At 72.3% G+C, this 25,722-nt stretch carries 24 protein-coding genes; 9 read left to right on the top strand and 15 right to left on the bottom strand.

The window, feature by feature from the left end:
- The first annotated feature begins 35 nt into the window (after nucleotides 1-35).
- Complete coding sequence (locus tag ABZ484_RS03330) at nucleotides 36-488, top strand: hypothetical protein (protein WP_358864193.1); 453 nt, start codon at nucleotides 36-38, stop codon at nucleotides 486-488.
- 37 nt (nucleotides 489-525) lie between these two features.
- A complete protein-coding gene (locus ABZ484_RS03325) occupies nucleotides 526-789 on the top strand; it encodes a hypothetical protein (RefSeq protein WP_358864192.1) in 264 nt (87 codons plus the stop codon).
- Nucleotides 790-819: 30 nt separating this feature from the next.
- Here ABZ484_RS03325 and ABZ484_RS03320 read toward each other — a convergent pair whose 3' ends face one another.
- From ABZ484_RS03320 to ABZ484_RS03260, 13 genes are all read right to left on the bottom strand, one after another.
- Nucleotides 820-1,938, bottom strand: a complete 1,119-nt coding sequence (locus ABZ484_RS03320; RefSeq protein ID WP_358864191.1) for a pectinesterase family protein — start codon at nucleotides 1,936-1,938, stop codon at nucleotides 820-822.
- Between the two features lie 133 nt (nucleotides 1,939-2,071).
- Nucleotides 2,072-3,364, bottom strand: coding sequence for a pectate lyase (locus tag ABZ484_RS03315; RefSeq protein ID WP_358864190.1), 1,293 nt, complete (start codon nucleotides 3,362-3,364; stop codon nucleotides 2,072-2,074).
- Nucleotides 3,365-3,433: 69 nt separating this feature from the next.
- Complete coding sequence (locus tag ABZ484_RS03310) at nucleotides 3,434-4,225, bottom strand: rhamnogalacturonan acetylesterase (RefSeq protein WP_358864275.1); 792 nt, start codon at nucleotides 4,223-4,225, stop codon at nucleotides 3,434-3,436.
- A gap of 8 nt (nucleotides 4,226-4,233) precedes the next feature.
- The gene (locus ABZ484_RS03305) at nucleotides 4,234-5,577 is read right to left on the bottom strand and encodes a sugar ABC transporter substrate-binding protein (protein WP_358864189.1); all 1,344 of its coding nucleotides are present in this window, start codon (nucleotides 5,575-5,577) and stop codon (nucleotides 4,234-4,236) included.
- A gap of 118 nt (nucleotides 5,578-5,695) precedes the next feature.
- Nucleotides 5,696-7,234 carry a family 43 glycosylhydrolase gene (locus ABZ484_RS03300; protein ID WP_358864188.1) on the bottom strand — a complete coding sequence of 513 codons (1,539 nt, stop codon included), beginning with the start codon at nucleotides 7,232-7,234 and terminating at the stop codon, nucleotides 5,696-5,698.
- Entirely contained in the window at nucleotides 7,231-8,076 is an 846-nt protein-coding gene (locus tag ABZ484_RS03295; RefSeq protein WP_358864187.1) for a PmoA family protein, read from the bottom strand. The genes ABZ484_RS03300 and ABZ484_RS03295 overlap by 4 nt, the downstream gene beginning before the upstream one ends.
- Entirely contained in the window at nucleotides 8,073-9,230 is a 1,158-nt protein-coding gene (locus ABZ484_RS03290; protein WP_358864186.1) for a Gfo/Idh/MocA family oxidoreductase, read from the bottom strand. The genes ABZ484_RS03295 and ABZ484_RS03290 overlap by 4 nt, the downstream gene beginning before the upstream one ends.
- Before the next feature lie 8 nt (nucleotides 9,231-9,238).
- Nucleotides 9,239-10,111, bottom strand: coding sequence for a carbohydrate ABC transporter permease (locus tag ABZ484_RS03285; RefSeq protein ID WP_358864274.1), 873 nt, complete (start codon nucleotides 10,109-10,111; stop codon nucleotides 9,239-9,241).
- A gap of 8 nt (nucleotides 10,112-10,119) precedes the next feature.
- Nucleotides 10,120-11,055: a sugar ABC transporter permease gene (locus ABZ484_RS03280; protein WP_358864185.1), complete on the bottom strand. Its 936-nt coding sequence runs from the start codon at nucleotides 11,053-11,055 to the stop codon at nucleotides 10,120-10,122.
- Between the two features lie 115 nt (nucleotides 11,056-11,170).
- Entirely contained in the window at nucleotides 11,171-12,901 is a 1,731-nt protein-coding gene (araD, locus tag ABZ484_RS03275; protein WP_358864184.1) for an L-arabinonate dehydratase, read from the bottom strand.
- The gene (locus tag ABZ484_RS03270; RefSeq protein ID WP_358864183.1) at nucleotides 12,898-13,821 is read right to left on the bottom strand and encodes a dihydrodipicolinate synthase family protein; all 924 of its coding nucleotides are present in this window, start codon (nucleotides 13,819-13,821) and stop codon (nucleotides 12,898-12,900) included. Before ABZ484_RS03270 ends, araD begins: the two co-directional genes overlap by 4 nt.
- Nucleotides 13,818-14,474 carry a GntR family transcriptional regulator gene (locus ABZ484_RS03265; RefSeq protein WP_358864182.1) on the bottom strand — a complete coding sequence of 219 codons (657 nt, stop codon included), beginning with the start codon at nucleotides 14,472-14,474 and terminating at the stop codon, nucleotides 13,818-13,820. The genes ABZ484_RS03270 and ABZ484_RS03265 overlap by 4 nt, the downstream gene beginning before the upstream one ends.
- Nucleotides 14,475-14,645: 171 nt before the next feature.
- Nucleotides 14,646-15,245, bottom strand: a complete 600-nt coding sequence (locus ABZ484_RS03260) for a TIGR03086 family metal-binding protein (protein ID WP_358864181.1) — start codon at nucleotides 15,243-15,245, stop codon at nucleotides 14,646-14,648.
- Nucleotides 15,246-15,401: 156 nt separating this feature from the next.
- On the opposite strand from ABZ484_RS03260, the gene ABZ484_RS03255 reads away from it, so the two are divergent.
- Entirely contained in the window at nucleotides 15,402-16,646 is a 1,245-nt protein-coding gene (locus tag ABZ484_RS03255; RefSeq protein WP_358864180.1) for an MFS transporter, read from the top strand.
- Nucleotides 16,647-17,178: 532 nt separating this feature from the next.
- Here ABZ484_RS03255 and ABZ484_RS03250 read toward each other — a convergent pair.
- Nucleotides 17,179-18,345 (bottom strand): hypothetical protein, encoded by a 1,167-nt coding sequence (locus ABZ484_RS03250; RefSeq protein WP_358864179.1) that lies wholly within the window; start codon nucleotides 18,343-18,345, stop codon nucleotides 17,179-17,181.
- Nucleotides 18,342-19,292, bottom strand: a complete 951-nt coding sequence (locus ABZ484_RS03245; protein ID WP_358864178.1) for a 5-dehydro-4-deoxyglucarate dehydratase — start codon at nucleotides 19,290-19,292, stop codon at nucleotides 18,342-18,344. Before ABZ484_RS03245 ends, ABZ484_RS03250 begins: the two co-directional genes overlap by 4 nt.
- A 228-nt stretch (nucleotides 19,293-19,520) precedes the next feature.
- Here ABZ484_RS03245 and ABZ484_RS03240 point away from each other — a divergent pair, with 228 nt between their 5' ends.
- From ABZ484_RS03240 to ABZ484_RS03215, 6 genes are all read left to right on the top strand, one after another.
- Entirely contained in the window at nucleotides 19,521-20,330 is an 810-nt protein-coding gene (locus ABZ484_RS03240; RefSeq protein WP_358864177.1) for an NAD(P)-dependent oxidoreductase, read from the top strand.
- A 323-nt stretch (nucleotides 20,331-20,653) separates the two neighbouring features.
- Nucleotides 20,654-21,427, top strand: coding sequence for a DeoR/GlpR family DNA-binding transcription regulator (locus tag ABZ484_RS03235; RefSeq protein WP_358864176.1), 774 nt, complete (start codon nucleotides 20,654-20,656; stop codon nucleotides 21,425-21,427).
- A gap of 122 nt (nucleotides 21,428-21,549) precedes the next feature.
- Nucleotides 21,550-22,923, top strand: a complete 1,374-nt coding sequence (locus ABZ484_RS03230; protein WP_358864175.1) for a sugar ABC transporter substrate-binding protein — start codon at nucleotides 21,550-21,552, stop codon at nucleotides 22,921-22,923.
- Nucleotides 22,920-23,858, top strand: a complete 939-nt coding sequence (locus tag ABZ484_RS03225) for a sugar ABC transporter permease (RefSeq protein WP_358864174.1) — start codon at nucleotides 22,920-22,922, stop codon at nucleotides 23,856-23,858. The genes ABZ484_RS03230 and ABZ484_RS03225 overlap by 4 nt, the downstream gene beginning before the upstream one ends.
- Complete coding sequence (locus ABZ484_RS03220) at nucleotides 23,855-24,682, top strand: carbohydrate ABC transporter permease (protein ID WP_358864173.1); 828 nt, start codon at nucleotides 23,855-23,857, stop codon at nucleotides 24,680-24,682. The genes ABZ484_RS03225 and ABZ484_RS03220 overlap by 4 nt, the downstream gene beginning before the upstream one ends.
- The gene (locus ABZ484_RS03215; protein WP_358864172.1) at nucleotides 24,679-25,668 is read left to right on the top strand and encodes a zinc-dependent alcohol dehydrogenase family protein; all 990 of its coding nucleotides are present in this window, start codon (nucleotides 24,679-24,681) and stop codon (nucleotides 25,666-25,668) included. The genes ABZ484_RS03220 and ABZ484_RS03215 overlap by 4 nt, the downstream gene beginning before the upstream one ends.
- Nucleotides 25,669-25,722: the final 54 nt, after the last annotated feature.

Raw genomic sequence — 25,722 nt, 5'->3', positions numbered from 1 at the left:
AACACGGCAACGGAGTGCGGAGGAACCCCAACCCCATGGACCCGCAGTGCTTTCCGAACGTACGACAGTGGACGCAGGAGACAGGCGGAGACGCTGACTATCTGGACTACCTTTCGCAGCGCGCGGGCCTTGGCGACTGGGCCGCTTTCTCACACGTGTTCATGCCGGAATTCGTGGAAGTGGCGGGCTGTGTCCTGTGGGACCGTGTGTACACCCCGGACAACTTCCGCACGTGGCACGAGCACCTGAAGGGCGACACCACTGCGATCGAAGCGACGCTGAATCAGCTCCGCCTGTGGCTGTACATCGACATCCCAGAGGACCAGGAATCCGAAAGGGGCGCCCTCGCTCTGGCGGAGGACATCGCCGCCTCCTGGCGTCGCTCCTTGCACGAGGCATTCCCGGATCGGGCTTTCGAGGTCAGCGCGACCGAGACCGAGGACGGTCCTGTCGTGAGTTTTGTGACAATGCGAGAAGCGCAAGAGTGATGCAGCATCTCACCATCGGAATGAACGGAGGTCCGCGGTGATCACCGTCGTCTTCACCGTGGGCGGCCTCCTCGCCCTGTGGTGCGGTGTGAACTGGGCGTTCGACGTGCGCGGCATCACCACGCGCCGGGCCGAGCGGATCCGCCGCAGGAACGAGGAGCTGTGGGCGGCGAGCGGGCGTCTCGGCGGGTCGCCGACCCTGTTCGCGACGCCCGGGTACCTGCGGTTCCTGGGCTCGCTCATGGCGGGGGCGGGACTTGTGCTGCTGGTCGCCGCCTACGCCCTGTGGCGCCTGGGCTGAGCGCGCCCGCCCCCACCGCTCCTCGTCCGGTCAGCGGCCCCTCCACGGCGTCCACTCCCCCATATACGCCTCCCTCGTCGCCGAGTCCGCCTCGGAGCGGGTGAGTTGGGGGCGGTTCTCCGGGGCGGTGATCTTCGCGCCGGGGCCCGTGTTGCGGTACTCGGCGAAGCGCTGGGCCTGCCAGGGGTAGGTGTCGCGCATGTTCGTGTAGGGCGCCACCGCGTCGATGCCGGGCCCCAGCCAGGTCTCCCGGACGGTCAGCATCGGACGGGCGGTGGTGTCGGAGCTGGGCACCCAGGGGCGGGCCAGCTTGTAGTACCCGTCCGGGGCCTCGCTGGTGACGCGGCCTTGCGTGACCAGGTAGCCGCGCGGGTTGGCGACCGAGGTGGAGGGGGCGAAGACGAAGCCGTACGGGGCGGCCGCCAGGTCCGTGCGGTTCAGGGTGTGGAAGTGGCAGCCCTCGAACACCGCCGTGGCCCGGCCGAAGACGAAGTCGACGTCGCCCTCGACGTAGCAGTGCGCGAAGTACTGGCGGGGGAAGGCCGCGAGGGACGTCGAGTCGGCGTACAGGGTGTCCTGGTGGCCGAGGAAGCGGCACCGCCGGAACGCCGAGCGGTCGCCCAGCACCTTCAGCGCGACCGCCTGGGTGCCGGTGATGTCCGGGTGGTCGGCGCGCAGCCAGTCGTTGGCGAAGGTGACCGCGTGGGCGGTGAAGCCGTCCGCCTGGAGCGTCGTCGTGGCCGAGCCGCTGGTGCCGTAGGTGCCCGAGCCGTCCGGCTTCTGCGTGCCGGCCGCGTTGTCGTACACGATCACCACGTCCCGGGGGTCTCCCGTGGCGCCGAGCCAGGTCATGTCCGTGCGGGAGGCGTCCACGGCGACCGTCTCCCGGTAGGTGCCGGGCGCCAGGACCAGGGTCCGGCCGGTGCCGGTGGCCGCGTCCACCGCCGCCCGGACGGTGGTGAAGTCGCCGCGGCCGTGCGGGTCGACGTAGAGGGTCCGCGGGGTGAGGCGGGCGGCCGGTGAGCCGTGGCGGCCGAAGGGGTGCGAGCGGGCGGGGGCCGCCTGGGCGGGTCCCGCGGGCAGGGCGGCGACGCCGAGCGCGGCGGCCGAGGCGGCGGAGGCGAGGAGGAAGTGCCGTCTGGAGGGCATGCGGATGCTCCTGGGCGAGGATGCGGGGTTCCGTGGGGGCCTGTCGGGGTGGGGGCCGTGTCGGTGGGCAGGGGTTCGTGTCCGTGGGCCGGGGCGGTGTGCCGGTCCGCCCCGGCCCGGCGGCTTCAGCGGGTCAGCGCAGGTGGCCGGCGCCCGCGCCGTGGTCGACGAGCGCGGGGACGGCCCGCGGGGAGTCGACGCGGGTACGCAGGGTGGGCGTCCAGCCCGCGCCCGGCTGAAGGATCTCGGCGGGGACCTCGGCGTTGTGGACGGCGATCAGGTCGGTGGGCCGGCCGTTGACGTAGTTGTCGGCGGCGGTGACCGGCGCCTCCTTCCACTTCTTCAGGATCGTGCCGGCGCCGACGCCGCTCGGCAGCGTGAACGCGTTGTGCTCGGCGACGAGCTGGGACTCCATGCCGATGCCGTAGCTGTAGCCGTAGTCCGCGCCCGCCACGAAGTGGTTGTTGTAGGAGTCGACCTGGCCGAAGCGGACGCGCGGGGCGCGTTCGACGAGGTTCGCGAACAGGTTGTGGTGGAAGGTGGCCTTCAGGTGGCCGCGGTCGACGGCGGCGGTGGACGCGCTGTCGCTGTTGCCGATCAGGATCGTCTTGTCGTGGTCGGCGAAGACGTTCCAGGAGGCGGTCACGTAGTCGGCGCCCTTGACGATGTCCAGTTCGCCGTCGTGCTGCTCGTAGATCCGGCCGTAGTAGTGCGGCAGGGTGCTGTCGGGGTGGTCGCCGTCGGTGAAGGTGTTGTGGTCCATCCACACATGGGTGGAGCCGTAGACGACCGCGCTGTCGTACTCGGAGTTCCAGTTGCCGTCGGCGGTGTCGGTCGGGTCCCACTGCGGGAAGCAGTCCAGCGGGCTCTCGAAGGCGAGGTTGCGGACGATGACGTTGTCCACGTCCTTGATCTGGAGGCTGGCGCCCTTGAAGCCGGCGCCCTTGCCGATGCCGATGACGGTGGTGTTGGCGGGGACGTAGGCCTTGATGTAGGCGTCCTGCCGTGCCTGCGAGGCGCGGCGCAGCCCTTCGGGGCTGTCGTCGGGTTCGGCGGAGAGGTCCTTGTCGCGGCCCCAGGTCTCGGGGGCGTAGGTCGTCAGGTAGGTGTCGAAGTCGTAGCCGGGGGCGGCGAAGGAGTCGCAGCCCGGTCCGTCGGCGTCGATCGTCCCCCTGACCTTGATGATCTTCGGCTGGTCGCCGCCGTCGGCGAGGGCGGCCTTGAAGGCGTCCCAGGTGGTGACGGTGTAGACGTGGGCGGCGTCGGCCTCGGCGCCGCCGGTGGTGCCGGTGCCGTAGGAGGCCCAGCCGTCCTTGGCGGCCAGCACCTGGCGGGCGGGGTCGGGGGTGTGGTGGTGGCAGGGCTGGGCGGAGGCGGTGCCGGTGACGGCGAGGACGAGGGCGGTGCAGCCCACGGCCACCGTCATGACACGCCCATGACATATCGGTCTGCGCACTGTACGGGTCTCCTTGTGTACGAGGTGTACGAGCCGTTTCTACGGAGCGGGCCAGGTGATCCAGGACGGGGGGATCTCGTCGTGCAGCCGGACGACGTCGTGCGGGGTGAGCACGCGGGTGCGCAACAGCTCCCCGGCGACCAGCCGCGCCACGGCGATCGCGCCCGGCGGGTTGAAGTGCGTGTTGTCCTGCTCGGTGGCGGTCCAGTTGAAGTAGGTCTTGGTCTCCTCCACCCCGAGCCGCTGCCACAGCGCGAGCGACAGCGCCTCGATGTCGAGCAGCGGTACGCGCTCGGCCTCGGCGAGCGCGCGCATCGCCGCCGGGTAGTCGCCGTGGGTCGGCACGGCGTTGCCGTCGCCGTCGAAGCGGCGCCGCTCGACCGGGGTGGCGAGCACGGGCCGCGCGCCGCGTTCCCGCGCCCCGTCGAGGTACTGGCGCAGGCAGTCCTGGTACGTCGTCCAGGGCTCGGTGTAGCGGGTGGGGTCGGCGGACTTCTCGTCGTTGTGGGCGAACTGGACGAGCAGGATGTCGTGCGGCCGGATGGCGGCGAGGATCTCCGCGAGCCGGCCCTCGTCGATGAAGCTCTTGGAACTGCGGCCGTTCACGGCGTGGTCGGCGACCGTCACCCCGTCGCGGAGGAAGAAGGGCAGGGCCATGCCCCAGCCGGTCTCGGGGGCCTCGTCGGTGTACTTCCGCGCGGCGGTGGAGTCGCCGGCGATGTACAGGGTGCGGGTGCGGCGGCCCGCGGCCCGTGCCGTTCCGGTCGCCGCCAGGGCGAGCGGAAGGGCGGCGAGGGCCGCGGAGCCTGCCTGTCTGCGGGTCAGTGACACGGCGGAGATCAGCCCTTCTGCTGCTTCCACTCGGCCTGCGCCTTGTTCAGCTGGTCGGCCAGCGTGTCCAGGAACTCCTTGGCGGTCATCTTGCCGAGCAGCACCTTCTGGAAGTTCGGCTCGTTGTCGGCCTTGGAGATGGTGTTCCAGTCGGGCAGGTAGTACGGCAGCTGCACGATCTTGGTGTCGGCGCCGTTGAGCGCCTCGGCGGCCAGCTTGGTCGGCTCGCTCTGCTGGATCCAGGCGTCCTTGGCGGCGTCGGTGTTGGCCGGCACCTGCCCGGCGGACTGGTTGAACTTGGAGTTCTCCTCGTGCGAGACGGCGAACTCGATGAACTTCCAGGCGGCCGCCTTGTTCTTGCTCGCCTTGAACAGGCCCAGTCCGTCGACCGGGTTGGACACCTGCACGCGCGTGCCGTCGTCCATGGTGGGGTTGGGGATGCCCCGGAACTTGTCCTTGCCCAGCGCCTTCAGGTGGTCCTGGTAGGAGCCGAGGTTGTGGCTCAGCATGCCGATGGTGCCGCTGTCCCACTGGGCGACCATCTTGGTGAAGTCGTTGTTGACGTCCGCGGACGGGGTGTCCTTCTTGTACAGCGCGACGTACTTCTCCAGCGCGGCCACGTTCTTCGGGTCGTTGACGGTGGTCTTGTCGCCGTTCCAGAAGGAGGTGATGCCGGTCTGGCCGTACACGGCGTCCAGGGCCGGGGCGATGGCCCCCTCGCCGCCGCGGATGGTGAACCCGAAGGCGTTCTTGCCCTTGTCGGTGAGCTTGTCGGCGGCCTCGTAGAACTTCGACCAGGTGGCCGGGGCGTCCAGACCGGCCTTCTCGAACAGGTCCGTGCGGTACCACAGCGTGCCGTTGTTGGCCGAGGTCGGCACCTGGTAGAGGGTGTCGCCGCCGCCCGCCGCCTTGCTGACCGAGAGCAGACCCGGGCTCAGCTTGCCGTTCAGCGGGCTCTTCTCGAGCCTGCCGTCCAGCGGCTCCAGGGCTCCCTGGGCCGCGATCTCGGCGAGCATCGCCGTGCCCACACCGCCGACGTCGGGCAGCCCGCCGCCCTGGATGGCGGTGTCGTACTTGGACTGGGCGCTCGCGGCCGGGATGCCGACATAGTTGACCTTGATGTCCGGGTACTTCTTCTCGAAGTCGGCGATGACCTGCTTCCAGATGTCGGTGCGCACACCCCCGTTGCTGTCCCAGAAGGTGATCTCGCCCTTGCCGGAGCCTTCGGAGCCCTTGCTCCCCCCGGTGCCGCTGCCGTCGTCGCCGCACGCGGTGGCGGTCAGCGCGAGCGCGGAGCCCAGGGCGACGGCCAGGGCGGCGCGGCGCCTGCTTCTGTGGATGTTGATCTTCATTGATCGGCTCTCTTCTTCTGGATCCAACGGGTGCTTCTAGTGCCCCGGCAGGCAACGTTTGCGCGACGGGGCGAACGTTGCCTGCCGGGGCACTAGCTGTGCGGGGTCCGCGCGTGCCTCAGCGAGCGGGCAGCGCGGTGATGCGGAACCGCGTGAAGCCGGCCGCGCCGGCGTGTCCCTGACCGGCGGGCGCGAGGGCGAACAGGCCGAGCAGGGCGCCGACCCAGCGCCAGGGGGAGGCGGCGAACACCTGGCCGGAGGGCCGGAACCCGTCGCCGAGGTCGTACGAGAAGCGGCAGCGCGCCCCCGCGCCGATCTCGACGCGCAGCCGGGCCCGCGCTCCGGGCGCGGCAGCCGGGTGGCCGGCGTCCCGTTCCCTGTCGGCGCCCTGTTCGGCGAACCGGTGCACCAGGCGGGCCGTCCCGTCCGCCTGCCGCTCCAGCCCGATCCAGCAATAGGCGTCGCCGAGGACCGCGAGCCCCGCCCTTGCCCCGGGCTCGGCGCTGTCCAGCCGCAGGTCGGCCTCGACCGCGCAGGGGCGGCCCGGCAGCCGCTGGGTGAGGACGTGCGGCAGGGCGCGCAGATCGTGGGCGCCGGACGCGCGGACGCAGGTCAGCCGCAGGCCGTCGCCGGAGTGCTCGGTGGCCCAGCCGTGACGGGGGTTGGCGGTCCACTGCCACTGCCGGCCGTACCGTCCGCCGGGGAAGTCGTCGTCGGTGGCGGGCGCGGCGGGCGGCTGCGGCGGCAGAGCGGGCCGTGCGTGTACGGCGACGGGGGCGCCGTCGTCGCCGATGACCGGCCAGCCGTCCGTTCCCCAGCGCATCGGCTGGAGGTGTACGACACGGCCGTAGGCGCCGCGCTGCTGGAAGTGCAGGAACCAGTCCTCGCCGGACGGGGTGCGCACCCAGCCGCCCTGGTGGGGGCCGTTGACGTCGGTGTCCTTCTGCTCCAGGACGACCTTCTCCTCGTACGGCCCGAAGAACCCGCGGGAGCGGAAGGCGCCCTGCCAGCCGGTCTCCACTCCCCCGGCGGGCGCCAGGATCCAGAACCAGCCGTCGTGCCTGTAGAGCTTGGGGCCCTCGAGGGTGAACCAGCCGGGGATGTGGTCCGCGTCGACGATCACCTTGCCCTCGTCGAGGAGTTCGGTGCCGTCGGGGTGCATCCGGTGGCCGGTGAGCCGGTTCTTGATCCCGGAGCGGGACTTGGCCCAGGCGTGCACGAGGTAGGCCTCGCCGGTCTCGTCGTCCCACAGCGGGCACGGGTCGATCAGGCCCTTGCCCGCCTTCAGCAGGTGCGGGCGGGTCCACGGGCCGCGGACCGAGGGCGCGTTGACCTGGAAGATGCCCTGGTCGGGGTCGCCCCAGAAGATCCAGAAGCGGTCGTCGTGGTGGCGCAGCGACGGCGCCCACACCCCGCGGTCGTGGCGCGGGGAGCGGAACTCGGCGTCCGGCTCCAGACGCTGGAGGGCGTGGCCGATCAGCGTCCAGTTCACCAGGTCGCGGGAGTGCAGCAGCGGCAGCCCGGGGGCACGGCCGAAGCTGGAGGCGGTCAGGTAGTAGTCGTCGCCGACGCACAGGACGTCGGGGTCGGACCAGTCGGCGTCGAGGACCGGGTTGGTGTACGTGCCGTCGCCGCGGTGGGCGCTGGGCAGGCTCATGGGGTCACCGCCTTGCGGACCAGTGCCGCCGCCTCGCCCCGGCCGAGGCGGCCGTCGGCGACGACGGTGACGATCCGGCGGACGACGGTCTCGCCGGCCGGGACCGGCAGCGGCTCGTCCAGGGCCAGCGACGAGCCCACGCCCGGGTACTCGGCGGCGCGCACGAACCACGCGTCGCGCCGGGTGGTGTCGGTGGCCCCGGCGAACACGAGCGTCCAGTTGGAGCCGGCCAGGGCCAGCCAGTCGGCGCGGCTGCCGTGCGCCTGCTCCTCGCCGTCCCGGTCGGGGGTGAAGACGTGCGGGGGCTCGTCCTCCTTGCGGGCGCGCCAGAAGAAGCCGCCGTAGGCCGCGCCGGGGCGGCCGTTGGTGGCCGGGCTGCCCAGCGACACGGGCCCCTGGGTGACGTTGGTGAGCGAGAAGGTGAAGTCCAGCGCCCAGGCGGTGTCGGTGAGGGCGAGGGCCGCGACGGTACGGCGCTCGCGCAGCAGTTCGCGGCCCGCGGCCACCCAGCGCAGCTCCTGGACGAAGCCGTCCGGGTCGCGCAGCTGGAAGCCTGTGTGCCGCTGGGTGCCGTGGTTGTCCAGCTCGGTCGAGCCCCGGCCGCGCACGAAGGTACGGCCCCCCCAGAAGTTGTGCCCCTCGACGTCGGGAACGGCGACACCGACGCCGAGGTGGTGAAGGTGGTCGGCGGGGCCGATTTCGGTGACGGCCGTGCCGGACAGGGTGGTGACGGGGTGCAGATAGGGGCGCGGGGAGAGCCGTACGGGCAGCTCGGGACGGGTGACGTAGCGGGCGACGGGACGGCCCGCGACACGCAGCACGAGCGAGTCGCTCGGCGTCATCGGGCGGTCACCTCCTTCGACGGGGCCCAGGGGGCGCCGAGCTCGGAGTAGAGGGAGAGGGTGTCGGCGGCGGCCGCGACGAGCCCGTCGATACCCGGCACGACCCGGCGCCGCTCGCCGGGCAGGGTCCGCCAGGCCCCGGCGGGCAGCGGCTCGGGGTCGGGGGCGGTGCGGACCGCCTCGACGACGCGCATGAACGCGTCCGTCGACGCGGGCGGGACCAGCAGGTCGGCGCCGGTGGTGAGATGGGCGACGAGGTTCTCCAGCAGGTCGGTCCGGCCGAAGTGGAGCTCTTCCGGGCCGTGCCCGGCCCGCTGCACCAGCACGCGGTCCTGCTTGTACCAGAAGGTGATCCGGCCGCTGCCGCCGTGCACCAGGACGTACGGCTCGTCCGGGCGCTCGGCGCACAGGGTCGCGGCGACGGTGACCGGGCCGCGGGCGGTGGTGACGCGTACGCAGGAGGTGTCGTCGGACTCGATGGAGTTGGCCCGCCACAGCTCGGTCTCGATGCCGGTGACGTCGCCGGCGCCGGTGGTGCCGACCAGGGCGAGGGCGGTGGCGGTGGCGTGCGCGAGGGGGTTGGTGAGCACCCCGTCGACCACGTCGGCGCCGTTCAGGCGGCGCCTGCCCGCCCAGGGTGCGCGCCGGTAGTACGCCTCGTCGCGCGCCCAGGCGCCCGCCCCGCCGACGCCCGCGACCCGCCCGATCGCGCCCTGGTCGATCAGCTCCCGGATCGCCGGGACGGCGTGCGAGCCGAGCGACTGGAAGCCGATCTGGCAGGCGACACCGGCCGCGGCGACGCCGTCGGCCATGCGGCGGAACTCGGCGTAGGAGGGGGCGGGCGGCTTCTCCAGCAGCAGGTGCACGCCCCGCCGGGCCGCGGCGAGCGCCAGCTCGGTGTGGGTGGGGATGGGGGTGCAGATCACGGCGATCCGCGCGCCCGTGGCGTCCAGGAGGGCACCGAAGTCGGCGGACTGCGCCGGTGCGCCCAGCCCCGCGGGGAGCTCCGCCTCGGTGAGCGGGGTCAGTTCGCAGATCCCGGCCAGCCGGACCAGCCCTTTGGCCTGGAGCCGGCGGATGTTGTCCAGATGCCAGCGGCCGTGTCCGCGGGCGCCGGCCAGCACCAGGGGCAGGGGGCTCGTGGTGGTGGGCATGTCGGTGGTCATCCCTTCACCGCCCCCGCGCTGAAGCCGGTGATCAGCCACTTCTGGATGAAGGCGAACACGATCACCACGGGTACGGCGGCGACGATGCCTCCGGCGGCCAGCGCGCCCAGATCGACGCTGTCCGCGCTCATCAGGGTGTTGAGGCCGACGGGGATGGTCTGCTTGCCCTGGTCGGAGAGGAACATCAGGGCGAACAGGAAGTGGTTCCAGGCATGCACGAAGGCGAAGGAGCCGACGGCGACCAGCCCGGGCCGCAGCAGCGGCAGCACGACGATCCGGAAGGCGGCGAAGCGGTTGCAGCCGTCCACCCAGGCGGCCTCCTCCAGGGAGGGCGGCACGTTCCGGATGAAACCGCTGATGAGGATCATCGACAGCGGCAGCTGGAAGACGGTCTCGGCGATGATGACGCTGCCCAGCGAGTTGATCATGGACAGTTTGGCGAAGATCTGGAAGAGCGGGACCAGCAGCAGCGCGCCGGGCACGAACTGCGAGCAGAGCAGCGCGAGCATGAAGGCGCGCTTGATCCGGAAGTCGAACCGGGCCAGGGCGTAGCCGCCGGCCAGCGCGACGACGGTGGTCAGGACCAGGGTGGCCAGGCCCACCAGGACGCTGTTCTGGAAGTAGGTGCCGAAGCTCCGCTCGGTCCACACCTTCTCGAAGTGGTCGAAGGTGACCGGCCAGGGAACCAGGGAGGTGGAACCGGCCGGGCGCAGGGCGAACAGCAGGATCCAGTAGAACGGGACCAGGGTGAACAGCAGATAGATCGAGAGCGGCAGATAGATCTGCCAGCGCGGGACCTCGTCCCAGGCGCGGCGCCGGGTGCGCGGCCGGGTCTGCCGGGACACCACACGCTCGGGTGCCGGGGCGATCTCGGTGATCACTTGGACTCACCTCCGAACTTGCTCAGCCGCAGATAGACGATCGAGCAGAAGAGCAGGATCACGAACGCCACCGTGGTCAGGGCGGACGCGTAGCCGAAGTTGTGGGCGTCGACGCTGGTGTTGGCGATGTAGAGCGGCAGGGTGGTGGTCTCGCCCGCCGGGCCGCCACCGGTGAGGGTGTAGAGCAGGTCGACGTTGTTGAACTCCCACACCGCGCGCAGCAGCGTGGACAGGACGATGGCGTCCTTCAGATGGGGCAGGGTGATGTGCCAGAACTGCTTGAGCCGGCTCGCCCCGTCGACCTCGGCGGCCTCGTAGAGGTCCTTGGGGACGGACTGGAGGTCGGCGAGGATGAGGATCGCGAAGAAGGGGACCCCGCGCCACAGGTCGGCGACCACCGCCGCCGGGAACACCGTCGAGGTGTCCGACAGCCAGCTGGTGCCGTAGGAGCCGATGCCCATGTCGGCGAGGTAACGGGTGATGCCCGTCTGGGAGTTGAAGAGCAGCACCCAGATCACGGAGGTCAGCACCCCGGAGACGGCCCACGGGGAGAAGACGAGGGCGCGTCCGAGCGCCCGCCCGACGAAGGTCTGGTTGACGATCAGGGCCAGCGCCAGGCCGAACAGCAGCTGCAACCCGACCTCGACCACGACCCACTTGGCGCTGAAGGTCAGCGTGTCCCAGAACTGGGGGTCGTGCGAGAAGATCTGCGTGAAGTTGTCGAGGCCCGCGAAGCCGTTCCGCCACGGCTTGGTGGGGTTGTAGTTCCGCAGGCTGTAGTAGAAGACGCTGAGCACCGGGTAGGCGATGAAGCCCAGCATCAGCAGGGCGGCCGGGGCGATCAGCAGGTAGGGGAGCCTGCGCGGCGTGGCGGAGGCACGGCGCCGCCGGGGTGGCGCGGGCGGTTTCGCCACGGCTGCGGCTTGGGCCATGACTGTTCTCCGTTCGCAGTGGGGCACTTACAGCGGTGGGGCACTTACAAGGGGCCGTAGGAAGCGCTTGCTACGTACACATGGGTGAAGCGCTTCACCTCTCTGGATATGTGGGTCAGCCGGCGTACGGGTCCGGCACCTTGCCCGGCCGGGAGAGGAACTCGAAGTCGCAGCCGGTGTCGGCCTGGGTGATCTGGTCGTGGTACAGGGCGCCGTAGCCACGCTCGTAGCGCGTGGGCGGCGGCGTCCAGGCGGCCCTGCGTCGCGCCAACTCCTCGTCGTCCACGCGGAGATGCAGGGTGCGGGCCTCGACGTCCAGGGTGATCGGGTCCCCGGTCCGTACGAGAGCCAGGGGCCCGCCGACGTACGACTCCGGCGCCACGTGCAGCACACAGGCGCCGTAACTGGTGCCGCTCATCCGGGCGTCGGAGATGCGCACCATGTCCCGCACGCCCTGCTTGAGGAGGTGGTCGGGGATGGGGAGCATGCCGTACTCGGGCATGCCGGGGCCGCCCTTGGGACCGGCGTTGCGCAGCACCAGCACGCTGTCGGCGGTGATGTTCAGCGCCGGGTCGTTGATGGTCCGCTGCATCTGCTTGTAGTCGTCGAAGACGACGGCGGGCCCGGTGTGCTTGAGCAGGTGCGGTTCGGCGGCGATGTGCTTGATGACGGCGCCGTCCGGGCAGAGGTTGCCGCGCAGCACGGCGACCCCGCCCTCGTCCGCGACCGGGTTGTCCCTCGGCCGGATCACGTCGTCGTCGTGCACCTGCGCCCCGGCGATCTGCTCACGCAGGGTGTCGTGCGAGACGGTCGGCCGGTCCAGGTGGAGCAGGTCCGGGATGCGGGAGAGGAAGCCGGGCAGGCCGCCCGCGAAGTGGAAGTCCTCCATGAGGTACCGCTCGCCGCCGGGGCGGACGTTGGCGAGGACCGGGACGGTGCGGGCGATGCGGTCGAAGTCGTCGAGGGTGAGCCTCACCCCTGCCCGGCCGGCCATCGCGATCAGGTGGATCACCGCGTTGGTGGAGCCGCCGAGGCCGAGGACCGTGGTGACGGCGTCCTCGAAGGCCTCGGGGGTGAGGATCTCGGACAGCTTCCGGTCCTGGTGGACCAGTTCGACGATCGTCAGGCCGGCCCGGGCCGCCATCCGGTCGTGCCCGGAGTCCACCGCGGGGATGCTGGAGGCGCCGGGGACGGTGACGCCGAGGGCCTCGGCGGCGGCGGTGAGGGTCGACGCCGTACCCATCGTCATGCAGTGGCCGGGGGAGCGGGCGAGTCCGCTCTCCAGCTCGGCCATCTCGCAGTCGCCGATCAGGCCGGCGCGCTTGTCGTCCCAGTACTTCCACATGTCGGTGCCGGAGCCGAGGACCTCGCCCCGCCAGTGGCCGGGCAGCATGGGGCCGGCCGGTACGAAGACGGTGGGCAGGTCGACGGATGCGGCGCCCATGAGGAGGGCGGGAGTGGACTTGTCGCAGCCGCCCATCAGCACCGCGCCGTCGACCGGGTAGGACCGCAGCAGCTCCTCGGTCTCCATCGCGAGCATGTTGCGGTAGAGCATCGGGGTGGGCTTCTGGAAGGTCTCGCTGAGGGTGGAGACCGGGAACTCCAGCGGGAAGCCGCCGGCCTGCCACACCCCGCGCTTGACGGCCTGGGCGCGGTCGCGCAGGTGGACGTGGCAGGGGTTGATGTCGGACCAGGTGTTGAGGATCGCGACGACCGGCTTGCCCAGGTGCTCCTCGGGCAGGTAGCCGAGCTGCCGGGTGCGGGCGCGGTGACTGAAGGAGCGCAGGCCGTCGGTGCCGTACCACTGGTGGCTGCGCAGCTCCTCCGGGCGCTTGCGGGCGGTCATATCGACCACCCCGCGGCGATGGCGGCGACCTCGGCGCGCTCGCTCTCGGGCAGCGGCTTGCTCGGCGGGCGCACGTCCCGCCGGCACAGGCCGAGCGAGGCGAGGGCCTCCTTGACCACGGTGACGTTGTTGGCGGAGCCGCCCTCGGCGCGCAGCTCCTCGAAGCGGCGGATCCGCTCCCACACCTTCATCGCGGCCGGGTAGTCACCGGCCCGCAGCGACCGGAGCATCTCCAGGGAGACGGCGGGGGCGACGTTGACCAGGCCGGAGGTGAAGCCGGTCGCGCCCGCGGAGAAGTACGAGGGGGCGTACGGCTCGGCGAGCCCGGCCACCCACACGAAGCGGTCGAGTCCCGCGTCCCGGGCGAAGGCGGCGAACCGGGCCGCGTCCGGGACGGCGTACTTCACACCGATCACGTTCGGGCAGGCGTCGGCGAGTTCGGCGAGGCGGGCGCCGGGCAGCTGCGCGTTGCGGAGGTAGGGGACGACGCCCAGCTCGGGCACGGCCTCCGCGATGGCGCGGTGGTAGTCGACCCAGCCGGCCTGGGAGACGTAGGGGTGGACGGGCTGGTGGACCATGACCATCCGCGCGCCCAGTTCGCGGGCGTGCCGGGCGGAGGCGACGGCGGTGGGCACGTCGTGGCCGACGCCGACGAGGATGCTCGCGCGGTCCCCGGCCTCCTCCACGGTCAGTTCGGTGACCAGCCGCCGCTCCGGAGGGGTCAGGGCGTAGAACTCGCCGGTGTTGCCGCACGGGGTGAGGGTGGTGACGCCGCCGTCGAGGAGCCGGCGCAGCAGCGCCCGGTGGGTGTCCTGGTCGATGCGGCCGTCCTCGGCGAACGGGGTCACCGGGATCGCCACCACGTCGGCGAGGGCCGCCCGCTGGGTGCCGAACCGGGTGTCGAACGCGGTGGTGGTCATTGTCCGCCTTCCTCGTCGAGGACCTCGGGGAAGGCCCGGTGCACGAACGACGCGATGTGGGAGTGCAGGGCACGGGCCGCGCCGTCGGCGTCACCCTCCAGGGCGAGCCGCAGGATCTCCCGGTGCTCGGCGGCCTCCCGCTCCCAGGAGGGGTCGGCGGACCAGGCGACGGCGGAGACGAGGGCGGCCTGGTCGCGGACCTCGTCGAGCATCCGGCCGAGCAGCGGGTTGCCGCAGGGCAGGTACAGCGCGCGGTGGAACTCGCGGTTGGCGAGGGAGCGTTCGGCGGTGTCGGCCGCCTCGTCGGCGCGGCGGAGCGCGTCCTGGGCGGCGTCCAGGGAGGCCCCGCGCCGGACCGAGCGCTTCAGGGCCTCGGGCTCCAGCAGGAGCCGCACGTCGTAGACCTCGCGCGCCATGTCCGCGTCCACCATGCGCACCGTGGCGCCCTTGTACTGGCTCATCACCAGCAGCCCGGTGCCGGCCAGGGTCTTGAGCGCCTCGCGCACCGGGGTCTTGGACACCCCGAACTGTGCGGCGAGCTCGGTCTCGACCAGGGCCTGGCCCGGCGACAACTGCCCGGTGAGGATGCGGCGTTTGATCTCCTCCAGCACGAACTGCGTGCGGGAGGGGATCGGGGTGGGCACAGAGGTCATGCGCGCCTCTCGGATCTCGCGTATCGCGTATCGCGTCTCATATATGACGTATGGAGTACGACGCGATGAAGGTAAGAGGGGCGCGGTGTTTCGTCAATGCTTCTGACAAAGATGGGGCGGACGGCTTGTCGGTGCCGGGCGCGGACGCCCCCGGAGGACCTGCGCGGGCGGTCAGGGCAGGCGCGGGCTCCAGCGCGGGTCGCGTCCGCTCAGCCCCAGCGCGCGGTCCAGCAGCGGGGCGTCCTCCGGGACGGGCACGACGGGGCCGAAGATGCCACGGCCGCGGGCGAGGCCGTCGCCCGCCGCCGCGTGCAGGAAGCCGTACGACGCCCGCAGCGCCGCCGGGTCCGGCTCGTACTCCTGGCCGGTGGCGCGCGCGAGGTCCCAGCCGTGGATCACCAGTTCGTCGGCGACGACGGCGCCGGCGACCTCGCCGGGCAGGTCCACGCCGCCCGCGCGGGTCATGCCGGTCCAGGCGGCCGGGTCGCGCCAGATCTCGGCGAGGTCGTCGAGTGCCTTCGGGAGCTCTTCGCGCCAGGCGGGGCCGATGTCGGGCACGGCGGTGTTCGGGGGCGTGTCCGTGGTGACGCCCAGGTGTTTGCGCCCGGCGTCGCGGAAGGCCACCGACAGGCCCAGCAGGTGCCCCAGCAGGTTCCGGGTCGTCAGGTCCGGACACGGCGTGGGGCCGGCGAGCTGCTCGTCGCGCACGCCCTCCGCCAGCCGTGCCACGGCCCGGGTCTGCGGGCCGAGGTCGAAGATCGTGTCGTTCATCGGCTGCTCCTCGTTCCGGTCGAGTCCTTCCCGAAGTTCAGACCGTCCCCGGCCCCGGAACTCATCGCCCGCCGCCGGAGAGGGAGGCGGCGGCACCCCGGCTTACGGCATCTGCCCCATCCGTACGAGGGGGCCTTAGGACCACGATCGCCAGGCATGAGGACGATCGGGACGACCGAGTGGACGGTGCTCCGGGTGCTACGGGACCGCGCGGCGGGACCGTGCCTGGCGGCGGTGGTGATCTCCGGCTTCGGCTCGTCGGCGCTGTGGCTGGCCTGCGGCGTATGGGTGAAGGACCTCACCGGCTCCGACGGGCTCGCCGCGCTGTGCCTGTCGGCGATGTGGGCGCCGGCCCTGGCCGGACCGCTGCTGGGCACGCTCGCCGACCGCGTCCGCCGCAGGCCGTTGCTGGTCGGTACGAACCTGCTGCTCGCGGCCGTCCTGCCCGTCCTCCTCGTCGTCGACTCCGCCGGCCGCGTCTGGCTGCTGTACGCGGTCCTGCTCCTCTACGGCGCCACGGGCGTCGTGGAGGACGCGGCGGGGTCGGCGCTGGTCGCCTCGGCCGTCCCACCGGCGCTGCTCGGCGACTTCAACGGACTGCGCACGGCCGCGACGGAGGGCATGAAGCTGGTCGCGCCCCTGGCGGGCGCGGGCCTGTACGCGGCCTACGGCGGCGGGTCGGTGGCGCTGCTGGACGCGGTCACGTTCGTGCTCGCCGCGGTCCTGTACGGGCGGCTGCGCCTGCGCGAGGAGAAGCCGGTACGGCCCGCCCGCTCCTGGTGGGAGCAGACGGCCGACGGCGCCCGCCGCCTGTGGGCGCACCCGCGGCTGCGGCCCCTGGTGACGGCCGGGGGCGTCACGATGCTGTGCGCGGGCCTGAACGGGGCGCTGCTCTACGCGGTCGTGGACGCCGTCGGGCACGCTCCGGCGTACGCCGGGGTCCTGTACGCCGTCCAGGGCACCGGGTCGGCCGTTGCGGGGCTGCTCTCGGGTGCGGGGCTGCGCGGCCTGGGCGGGCGCCGGTTCGCGGTGTACGGGATCGCCCTCACGGCGGCCGGGGTGGCCGTGCGGGCGGTGCCGCACGACCCGGCGGTCCTGGCCGGCAGTGCGGCGATCGGCGCGGGGCTGCCGTGCGTGCTGATCGCCGTGTTCACCGCCGTGCAGCGCGAGACACCGGCGGAACTGGTGGGCCGGGCGGCGGCCACCGCCCACACGCTGGTCTTCGTGCCGAACGTCGTCGGGCTCGCGGCGGGAGCCGGACTGGTCGAGGCCGTCGACCAGCGCGCGCTGCTGGTCCTGCTGGGCGTGGGGCTGCTGGTGACGGCGGCGGCCCTGGCTCACAGCCCGGCGAGCCCCGACCGCACGGCCGCCAGATCACCGTCCCACGCCGACCCGACATGACACGGCAGCGGTCCGCTCACGACCAGGCCCGCGCCCGGCCCACGCCCCCAGCGCGTCCGCCCCACCCCCGTACGGGACACCATGGTCACACCGGACACCCCCGACCCCCGACGCCGCAACGGCGGCAGCCCGAGCTCACCGCCCGGCAAGCCTCGACCGCACCACCGCCGGGTCGCAGTCCCACGCCGACCCGACATGACACGGCCGCGTCCGCTCGCGACTGGGCCCGTGCCGGCCCACGTCCCCAGCGCGTCCGCCCCACCCCCGTACGGGACACCATGGTCACACCGGACACCACCCCACCCCCGACGCCGCAACGGCGGCAACCCGAGCTCACCGCCCGGCAAGCCCCGACCTCACCGCCGCCGGGTCGCAGTCCCACGCGGACCCGACATGTCACGGCCGCGGTCCGCTCGCGACCGGGCCCGCGCCCGGCCCACGCCCCCAGCGCGTCCGCCCCACCCCCGTACGGGACACCATGGTCACACCGGACACCACCCCACCCTGACGCCGCAACGGCGGCAGCCCCGGCTCACAACCCGGCGAGCGCCGAGCGCACGGCCGCCAGGTCGCCGTCCGACGCCAACCCGGCGTGATACAGGCGCAGTTCGGTCGCGCCGAGGGCCCGGGCGCGGTCGGCGTCCTGGGCAAGGGTGTGCGGTCTGCCGCCCATGCCGGAGACGATGGTCAGGTTGGCCGCGAGCACGGCGCCGGGGCGGTTCTGTTCGGTGAACGGGGTGAGGAGGCCGGCACCGCCCGTGCAGGGCACCACCACTCCGTCGGCGACGGAGAGGATGTGCGCGGGGTCGACGCCGGCGTTGGCGCCGCAGTGGTAGGAGACCGGGTCGGCGTGCAGCAGCACCTGGAAGCCGGCGGGGGCCGCCGCGCGGACGGCGGCGACCGCCGCCTCCTGGAGCATGCGGGCGGTGTCGTCGCGCCAGGCGCGGGTGACGGCCGCCGTGGTCTCGCCGAGCAGCTTCTCGACGCCGGCCCAGCCTCCGTCGGAGGGCGCCGCGCCCTGCCAGACCGGTTCCAGGGCGGTGCGCACCGCGGCGGCCAGCTCCTCGGGGTCCAGGCCGCGTTCGCCGTAGCCCGCGCGGCAGGCCGGACAGAAGCACAGGGACATCAGGTACTGCCCGGCCTCACCGAGGGCGACGCCCGCGGTCTTGTCGTGGGCGTGCAGATGGGCGAGGCCGTACCAGCCGAGGGACTCCAGTTCGGTGCCGCGCGCGCCGGGCCGTACGGCGGCCTCGGCGGCCAGGTCGACCAGGTAGGCGCGGGTGGCGGGCCGGGCGATGCACGGCGCCCACGGGTAGCGGTCGCCGTAGGCGTTGACGACCGAGATGTCCGGGTGCTCGGCGCCGAGGCGGGAGTTGTGGGCGAGGACCACCCAGGTGTGCACGTCCAGGCCGGCCTCGGCGAGGGCGGCCGCCGCCTCGCCGTAGGCGTCCCCGGGCGCCCAGTCGCCGGCCGGGTACGGCCGCAGGGTGCGGCCCGCCCAGTGGCCGCCGGGCGGGTAGAGCACGGCGGCGTGCTCGGCGGTGACCACGCGGTGGCGCGGGTGGCGGGGGGTCAGGGCGCGGGTGGAGTGGTAGGCGGCGGCGAGCGTCACCTGCTCGACGCCGAGCGCGGCGATGCGGGCCGGTGCCGCCGGGTCGCCGACCACGTCCCAGGGGTAGACGAACGCCGACGTCCTCACGCGTGGTCCCCTTCCTCCGTCAGCAGCGCCTGGCCTCGCTCGATCAGCTGGGCGAGCTGCTTGACGTGCTCCTCGGCCGGTTCGTGCAGCGGCGGGCGCACCTCGCCCACGTCCAGTCCGCGCAGCCGTACGCCCGCCTTGACCAGGGAGACGGCGTAGCCCTTGCCCCGGGCGCGCAGTTCGACGAAGGGACGGTAGAAGCCGTCCAGCAGCCGGTGCGCGGTGGCGTCGTCGCCGTCGCGCAGCGCCCTGTGGAAGGCGAGGGCGATCTCGGGGGCGAAGCAGAAGACGGCGGAGGAGTAGAGGGTGATGCCGATGCCGCGGTAGGCCAGCTGGGTCTGTTCGGCGGTGGGCAGCCCGTTGAAGTACAGGAAGTCGCCGGGGGCCTCGCCGCGGACGGCGCTGACGATCCGCTGCATGAGGTCCAGGTCGCCGACGCCGTCCTTGAGGCCGATGATGCCCTCCGTGCGGGCCAGTTCGACGGCCGTCTCCGGGGTGAAGACGGCGTTGTCGCGCTGGTAGACGATGACGGGCAGGGCGGTCGCGGCGGTCAGCTCGCGGTAGTGGCGCAGCAGTCCCTCCTGGCCGGCGACCACCAGGTAGGGCGGCATGGCGAGCAGTCCGTCCGCGCCGGCGGCCTCGGCGAGCCGTGCGTAGCGGACGGCGAGCGCGGTGCCGTAGCCGGCGCCCGCCACGACCGGTACGCGCCCTTCGGCCGCCTCCACGGCCGCGCGGACGCAGGCCTCGAACTCCTCGGGGGTGAGCGCGTGGAACTCCCCGGTGCCGCAGCAGGCGAAGACGGCGGCGGCGCCCGCCTCGACGCCGCGGCGCACATGGGTGCGGTAGGCGTCGAGGTCGACGGAGCCGTCCGGGCCGTAGGCGGTGACGGGGAAGAACAGCGGCCCGCTGGGGATGCTGAGTCGTTCGGCGAGGGGGGCTGACGGCACGGGCTCTCCCTTGGGCAGGCGCTCACGTTTCTGATTTGCGTCCATATTCATGAACGAACCCACGCTAAGGGGCCCCATCGGGGCCGGTCAAGCGCGCGAACCGGCAACACGGCGGCGGAATCCGCGCCCGCACGCCACACTTGACGCGGCGCGACCCGCATCCCTAGCGTGTCCACGCATGTGAATGCCGTCTATACATGCGGTCTGCCGACTGAAGGAGATCCGAGGATGCCCGCTCCCCGCACCGTTCTGCTCACCGGCGCCGCCGGCGGGCTCGGCACCCTGATGCGGGGCCTGCTGCCCGAGTACGGCTACGCGCTGCGCCTCCTCGACGTCCGGCCGATCGAGGACGAGCCGGACGCGATCACCGCGGACCTCTCGGACCGGGCGGCCCTGCGCGAGGCGGTCCGGGGCGTCGACGCGATCATCCACCTCGCCGGCATCTCCCTGGAAGCCCCGTTCGAGAAGATCCTCCGGGCGAACATCGAGGGCACGTACAACCTGTACGAGGCGGCCCGCGAGGAGGGCGTCGGCCGGATCGTCTTCGCCTCCTCCAACCACGCCGTCGGCTACACCCCCCGCCCGCAGGGCGACGAACCGCTGATCCCCGTCGACACCCCGCGCCGCCCCGACACCTTCTACGGCCTGTCGAAGTCCTTCGGCGAGGACCTGGCCCAGCTCTACTGGGACCGGCACGGCCTGGAGACCGTCTCGGTGCGCATCGGCTCCTGCTTCCCCGAGCCGACCAGCGTGCGCATGCTCTCGATGTGGATGAGCCCCGCCGACGGCGCCCGCCTCTTCCACGCGGCCCTGACCGCCGAGCACGTCGGCCACACCGTCGTCTATGGCTCCTCGGCCAACACCCGCCTGTGGTGGGACCTCACCAGCGCGCGGGCGCTGGGCTACGAGCCGCGGGACGACTCCGAGCCGTACGCCGGGAAGCTGATCGCCGAGCAGGGCGAGCTGGACCCGGACAACCCGGCGCACGCCTGCCTGGGCGGCCACTTCGTGACCGACCCGCCGATCTGGCCGTACTGAACCGGACGGCCGAACCGGCCGACCGAACCGGCCGACCGGCCGAAAACGATCGTTCGCGGGGGCGGGCGGGCACCGAACGGGCCCGCCCGCCCCCGCTTTCGGGCATCCGCCCTGCCCGTTCCCACGCCCCTCCCCCGCAGCCCCGCAGGTCCGAGGCGGGCACACGCCCCGGCAAACGGGCACACCCGGGCAGCATCGGACCCGCAACAGACCTGGTCAGCACCGCACAGCCGCTGTAGAACTTTCCCCCAAGGGCCCCACCGGGCCCGAACGGGCACCACCGGGTGAGACCGATCAGCACGGCAGGGAAGCAGGTGTCGGCCATGGGCGACGCGCGGACGGCGGAGGAGCGGCAGCGGGAGATCGTGCGGGCCGCCCGCGCCACCGGCCAGGTGGACGTCACCGCGCTCGCCGCCGAACTCGGCGTGGCCAAGGAGACCGTCCGCAGGGACCTGCGCGCCCTGGAGGACCACGGGCTGATCCGCCGCACCCACGGCGGGGCCTACCCGGTCGAGAGCGCCGGATTCGAGACGACGCTCGCCTACCGGGCCACCAGCCACGTGCCCGAGAAGCGCCGGATCGCCGCCGCGGCGGCCGAACTGCTCGGGGACGCCGAGACGGTCTTCGTCGACGAGGGCTTCACCCCGCAGCTCATCGCCGAGGCCCTGCCCAGGGACCGCCCGCTGACCGTGGTCACCGCGTCCCTCCCGGTCGCGGGCGCTCTCGCCGAAGCCGAGAACGTCTCGGTGCTGCTCCTCGGCGGCCGGGTGCGCGCGGGCACGCTCGCGACCGTCGACCACTGGACGACGAAGATGCTGGCCGGCTTCGTCCTCGACCTCGCCTACATCGGCGCCAACGGCATCTCCCGCGAACACGGCCTGACCACACCCGACCCCGCGGTCAGCGAGGTCAAGGCACAGGCCATGCGGGCCGCGCGGCGCACCGTGTTCGCCGGGGTGCACACCAAGTTCGGCGCGGTCAGCTTCTGCCGGTTCGCCGAGGTGGGTGCGCTGGAGGCGATCGTGACCAGCACGCTGCTCCCGGCGGCCGAGGCCCACCGGTACGCCCTGCTCGGCCCGCAGGTCGTCCGGGTCTGACCTTCCCGCCCCCTCCCACGGGCGTCCCGCACCCACGGACGCCCCATATCTCCCTACACGTCCCCATCAACATCTCCCTACACGTCCCCATCAACGTCCCCCTTCACGTCCAGGAGCGATCCATGCGAACCCAGAGCCGACGACGACCGCCGCGGGCCACGCTCGCCGCGGTCGCCGCAGGGACGCTGCTCGCCCCGCTGCTCTCCGGCTGCTGGGTCGGGGCGGGCGGCGCCGGGTCAGGCGGTGACTCCATCAACGTCCTGATGGTCAACAACCCGCAGATGGTGGAGTTGCAGAAGCTCACCAAGGCGCACTTCACCAAGGAGACCGGCATCAAGGTGAACTTCACCGTCCTGCCGGAGAACGACGTCCGCGACAAGATCAGCCAGGACTTCGCCAACCAGGCCGGCCAGTACGACGTGGCCACCCTGTCCAACTACGAGATACCGATCTACGCCCGCAACGGCTGGCTGCACCCCATGGACGCCTACGTCGCCCAGGACCGCGCCTTCGACCAGCAGGACGTGCTGGAACCGATGCGCCAGTCGCTCACCGCGGACGACGGAAAGCTCTACGGCGAACCCTTCTACGGCGAGTCGTCCTTCCTCATGTACCGCAAGGACGTGTTCGCGGCCAAGGGCCTGACCATGCCCGCCCACCCCACCTGGCAGCAGGTCGCCGACCTCGCCGCGAAGGCGGACGGCGCCCGGCCCGGTATGAAGGGCATCTGCCTGCGCGGCCTGCCCGGCTGGGGCGAGCTGATGGCACCGCTGACGACGGTGGTGAACACCTTCGGCGGCACCTGGTTCGACAAGGACTGGAAGGCGCGCCTTGACTCCCCCGAGTTCGAGAAGGCGACGAAGTTCTATGTCGACCTCGTGCGCGAGCACGGCGAGTCCGGCGCCTCCCAGTCCGGCTTCGCCGAGTGCCTGAACAACATGACCCAGGGCAAGGTCGCCATGTGGTACGACGCCACGAGCGCGGCCGGCTCCCTGGAGGCCAAGGGCTCCCCCGTCAAGGGCAAGGTCGGCTACGCCCCCGCACCGGTGGAGCGGACCAGGTCCTCCGGCTGGCTCTACACCTGGGCCTGGGGCATCCAGAAGGCCTCCCACAACCCCGACAAGGCCTGGAAGTTCGTCTCCTGGGCCTCCGGGAAGGGGTACGAGCAGCTGGTCGGCGACACCTCCGGCTGGTCGAACGTCCCCGCGGGCAAGCGCGCCTCGACGTACGACAACCCCGCCTACCGCGAGGAGGCCGCCGCCTTCCAGGAGACCACGAAGGACGCCATCGAGAGCGCCCGGCCCAACGACCCCGGCGTGCAGCCCCGGCCCGCGCCCGGCATCCAGTTCGTCGGCATCCCCGAGTTCACCGACCTCGGCACCAAGGTCTCCCAGGAGATCAGCGCGGCCATCGCCGGACGCCAGTCCGTCGATTCGGCCCTGAACAAGTCCCAGAAACTCGCCGCGAAGATCTCCAAGGAGTACGAGGGACGATGACCGCCACGACCACGGCCCCTCTGGCCGGCACCCCCGCGCGCACCACCCGGCAGCCCTCGGCCCGGCTGCGCGCCTGGGCCACCCGGGCGCCGCTGCTGCCCGCGCTCGTCTTCATGATCGCCGTGACCCAGCTGCCGTTCGTGGCCACGCTGGTGATCTCCTTCTTCGACTGGAACGCCCTCTACCCCAAGGCCCGCCACTTCACGGGCCTGGACAACTACCACCAGGTGCTGACCGACGCGGACCTGCGCCACTCGGTGTGGACCACCGTGCTGCTGACGGTGGCGGTGGTGCTGGCCAGCCTCGTCCTCGGCCTGGTGCTCGCCCTGCTCCTGGACCGCCGCTTCCCCGGCCGGGGCGCGGTACGGACCCTGCTGATCGCCCCGTTCCTGGTGGTGCCCGTGGCGGCGGCCCTGCTGTGGAAGCACGTGCTCTACAACCCCGAGTACGGCCTGCTCAACGGCCTGCTGCACTACGTCGGCGGACCGCAGCCGGACTGGATCTCGAACACTCCCCTGCTCGCGGTCGAGGCCTCCCTGGTGTGGCAGTGGACGCCCTTCATGATGCTGATCCTGCTGGCGGGACTGCAGAGCCGGGACCAGCAGCAGATCGAGGCGGCCCGGGTGGACGGCGCGGGCGACTGGCAGATCTTCGTCCACCTCACGCTCCCGCATCTGCGCCGCTACCTCGAACTCGGCGCGCTGCTGGGCTCGATCTACATCGTGCAGAACTTCGACGCGGTGTTCACCATCACCTCCGGCGGCCTGGGCACCGCCAACCTGCCCTACACCGTGTACCAGAGCTTCTACCAGGCCCACGAGAACGGCCTGGCCTCCGCCGCGGGCGTCCTCGTCGTCATCGGCTCCATCGTCATCGCGACCTTCGCCCTGCGCGTGGTGTCGTCCCTGTTCCGCGAGGAGGTGTCCCGCGCATGAACGCCGTTCTCCGCCGTAACGGGCTGGGGCTCGTGGCCTGGCTGGCCGGGATCGTGTTCTTCCTGCCCATCGCCTGGATGGCGCTGACGTCCTTCCACTCGGAGGCGGACGCGGCGACCAACCCGCCGTCCTTCGCCGCGTCGCTGACACTCGACGGCTACCGCGAGTTCTTCGGCTCCGGCGGCGGGGCGAGCCCCTGGCCCGCCCTGGTCAACTCCGCGGTGGCGTCGGTCGCGTCGACGCTGCTGGTCCTCCTGCTGGCCCTGCCGGCGGCCTACGCGCTGTCGATCCGGCCGGTGAGGAAGTGGACCGACGTGCTGTTCTTCTTCCTGTCCACGAAGATGCTGCCGGCCGTGGCGGGCCTGCTGCCGGTCTACCTCTTCGCCAAGAACGCCGGGCTGCTGGACAACATCTGGCTCCTGGTCGTCCTCTACACCTCCATGAACCTGCCGATCGCGGTGTGGATGATGCAGTCCTTCCTCGCCGAGGTGCCGGTCGCGGTCATCGAGGCCGCCCGTGTCGACGGCGCCCGGCTGCCCACGATCCTGGCCCGGGTGGTGGCCCCCATCGCCGTCCCCGGAATCGCCGCGACGGCCCTGATCTGCTTCATCTTCAGCTGGAACGAGCTGCTGTTCGCCCGGGTCCTGACGGGGGTGGTGGCCGAGACCGCCCCCGTCTTCCTGACCGGCTTCATCACCAGCCAGGGCCTGTTCCTGGCCAAGGTCTGCGCCGCGTCGCTCGTCATCTCCCTGCCGGTGCTCGCCGCGGGGTTCGCCGCCCAGGACAAACTGGTCCAGGGCCTGTCGTTGGGAGCCGTGAAATGAAGGCCGCCGTCATCGAGTCCGTGGGCCGCGCCGTCGTCACCGAGGTCCCGGACCCGACGCCCGGTCCGCGCGAGGTCGTCGTGGAGGTCGCCGCCTGCGGCCTGTGCGGAACCGACCTGCACATCCTCCAGGGCGAGTTCGCGCCCAAGCTGCCGATCGTGCCGGGCCACGAGTTCGCCGGCGAGGTGGTCGGCGTCGGCGCCCAGGTCACGGAGGTCTCGGTCGGCGACCGGGTGGCGGTGGACCCGTCCCTGTACTGCTACGAGTGCCGCTACTGCCGCACCGGCCACAACAACCTGTGCGAGCGCTGGGCGGCGATCGGCGTGACGACGGCGGGAGGCGCGGCGCAGTACGCGGTGGCGCCCGTCGCGAACTGCGTCAAGCTGCCCGAGCACGTCCGCACCGAGGACGCGGCGCTGGTGGAACCGCTCTCGTGCGCGGTGCGCGGCTACGACGTGCTCCAGTCGCGGCTCGGCGCCCATGTGCTGATCTACGGCTCCGGGACCATGGGCCTGATGATGCTGGAGCTGGCCAAGCGGACGGGCGCGGCGAGCGTGGACGTCGTGGACCTGAACCCGGCCCGGCTCCAGACGGCCCGGCGGCTGGGCGTGTCGGCGTCCGCTGCGAGCGCCGACGAACTGGACCGCCCACACGGCTGGGACGTGGTGGTCGACGCGACCGGCAACGCGGCGGCCATCCAGGACGGCCTGGACCGGGTGGCGAAGGCCGGCACCTTCCTCCAGTTCGGCGTCGCCGACTACGCCACACGGGTGACGATCGACCCGTACCGCATCTACAACCAGGAGATCACGATCACCGGCTCCATGGCCGTGCTGCACAGCTTCGAACGCGCGGCGGAGCTGTTCGCGAACGGGGTGCTGGACCCGGAGGTCTTCATCAGCGACCGGATCCCGCTGGAGCGCTACCCGGAGGCACTGGAGCAGTTCGCGGCGGGCGTGGGACGGAAGATCGTGGTGGTGCCGTAGGACGCGGCGGCGACGGGGGCGCGCGGTCCGTTCGGCGGCAGGGGCGGGGCGCGT

This window comes from Streptomyces sp. NPDC006393 (assembly GCF_040628575.1).
In the GTDB taxonomy this organism is placed as follows: Bacteria; Actinomycetota; Actinomycetes; order Streptomycetales; family Streptomycetaceae; genus Streptomyces.
The sequence above is the reverse complement of the archived record's forward strand: the minus strand, read 5'-3'. Positions and strand labels throughout refer to the sequence as shown.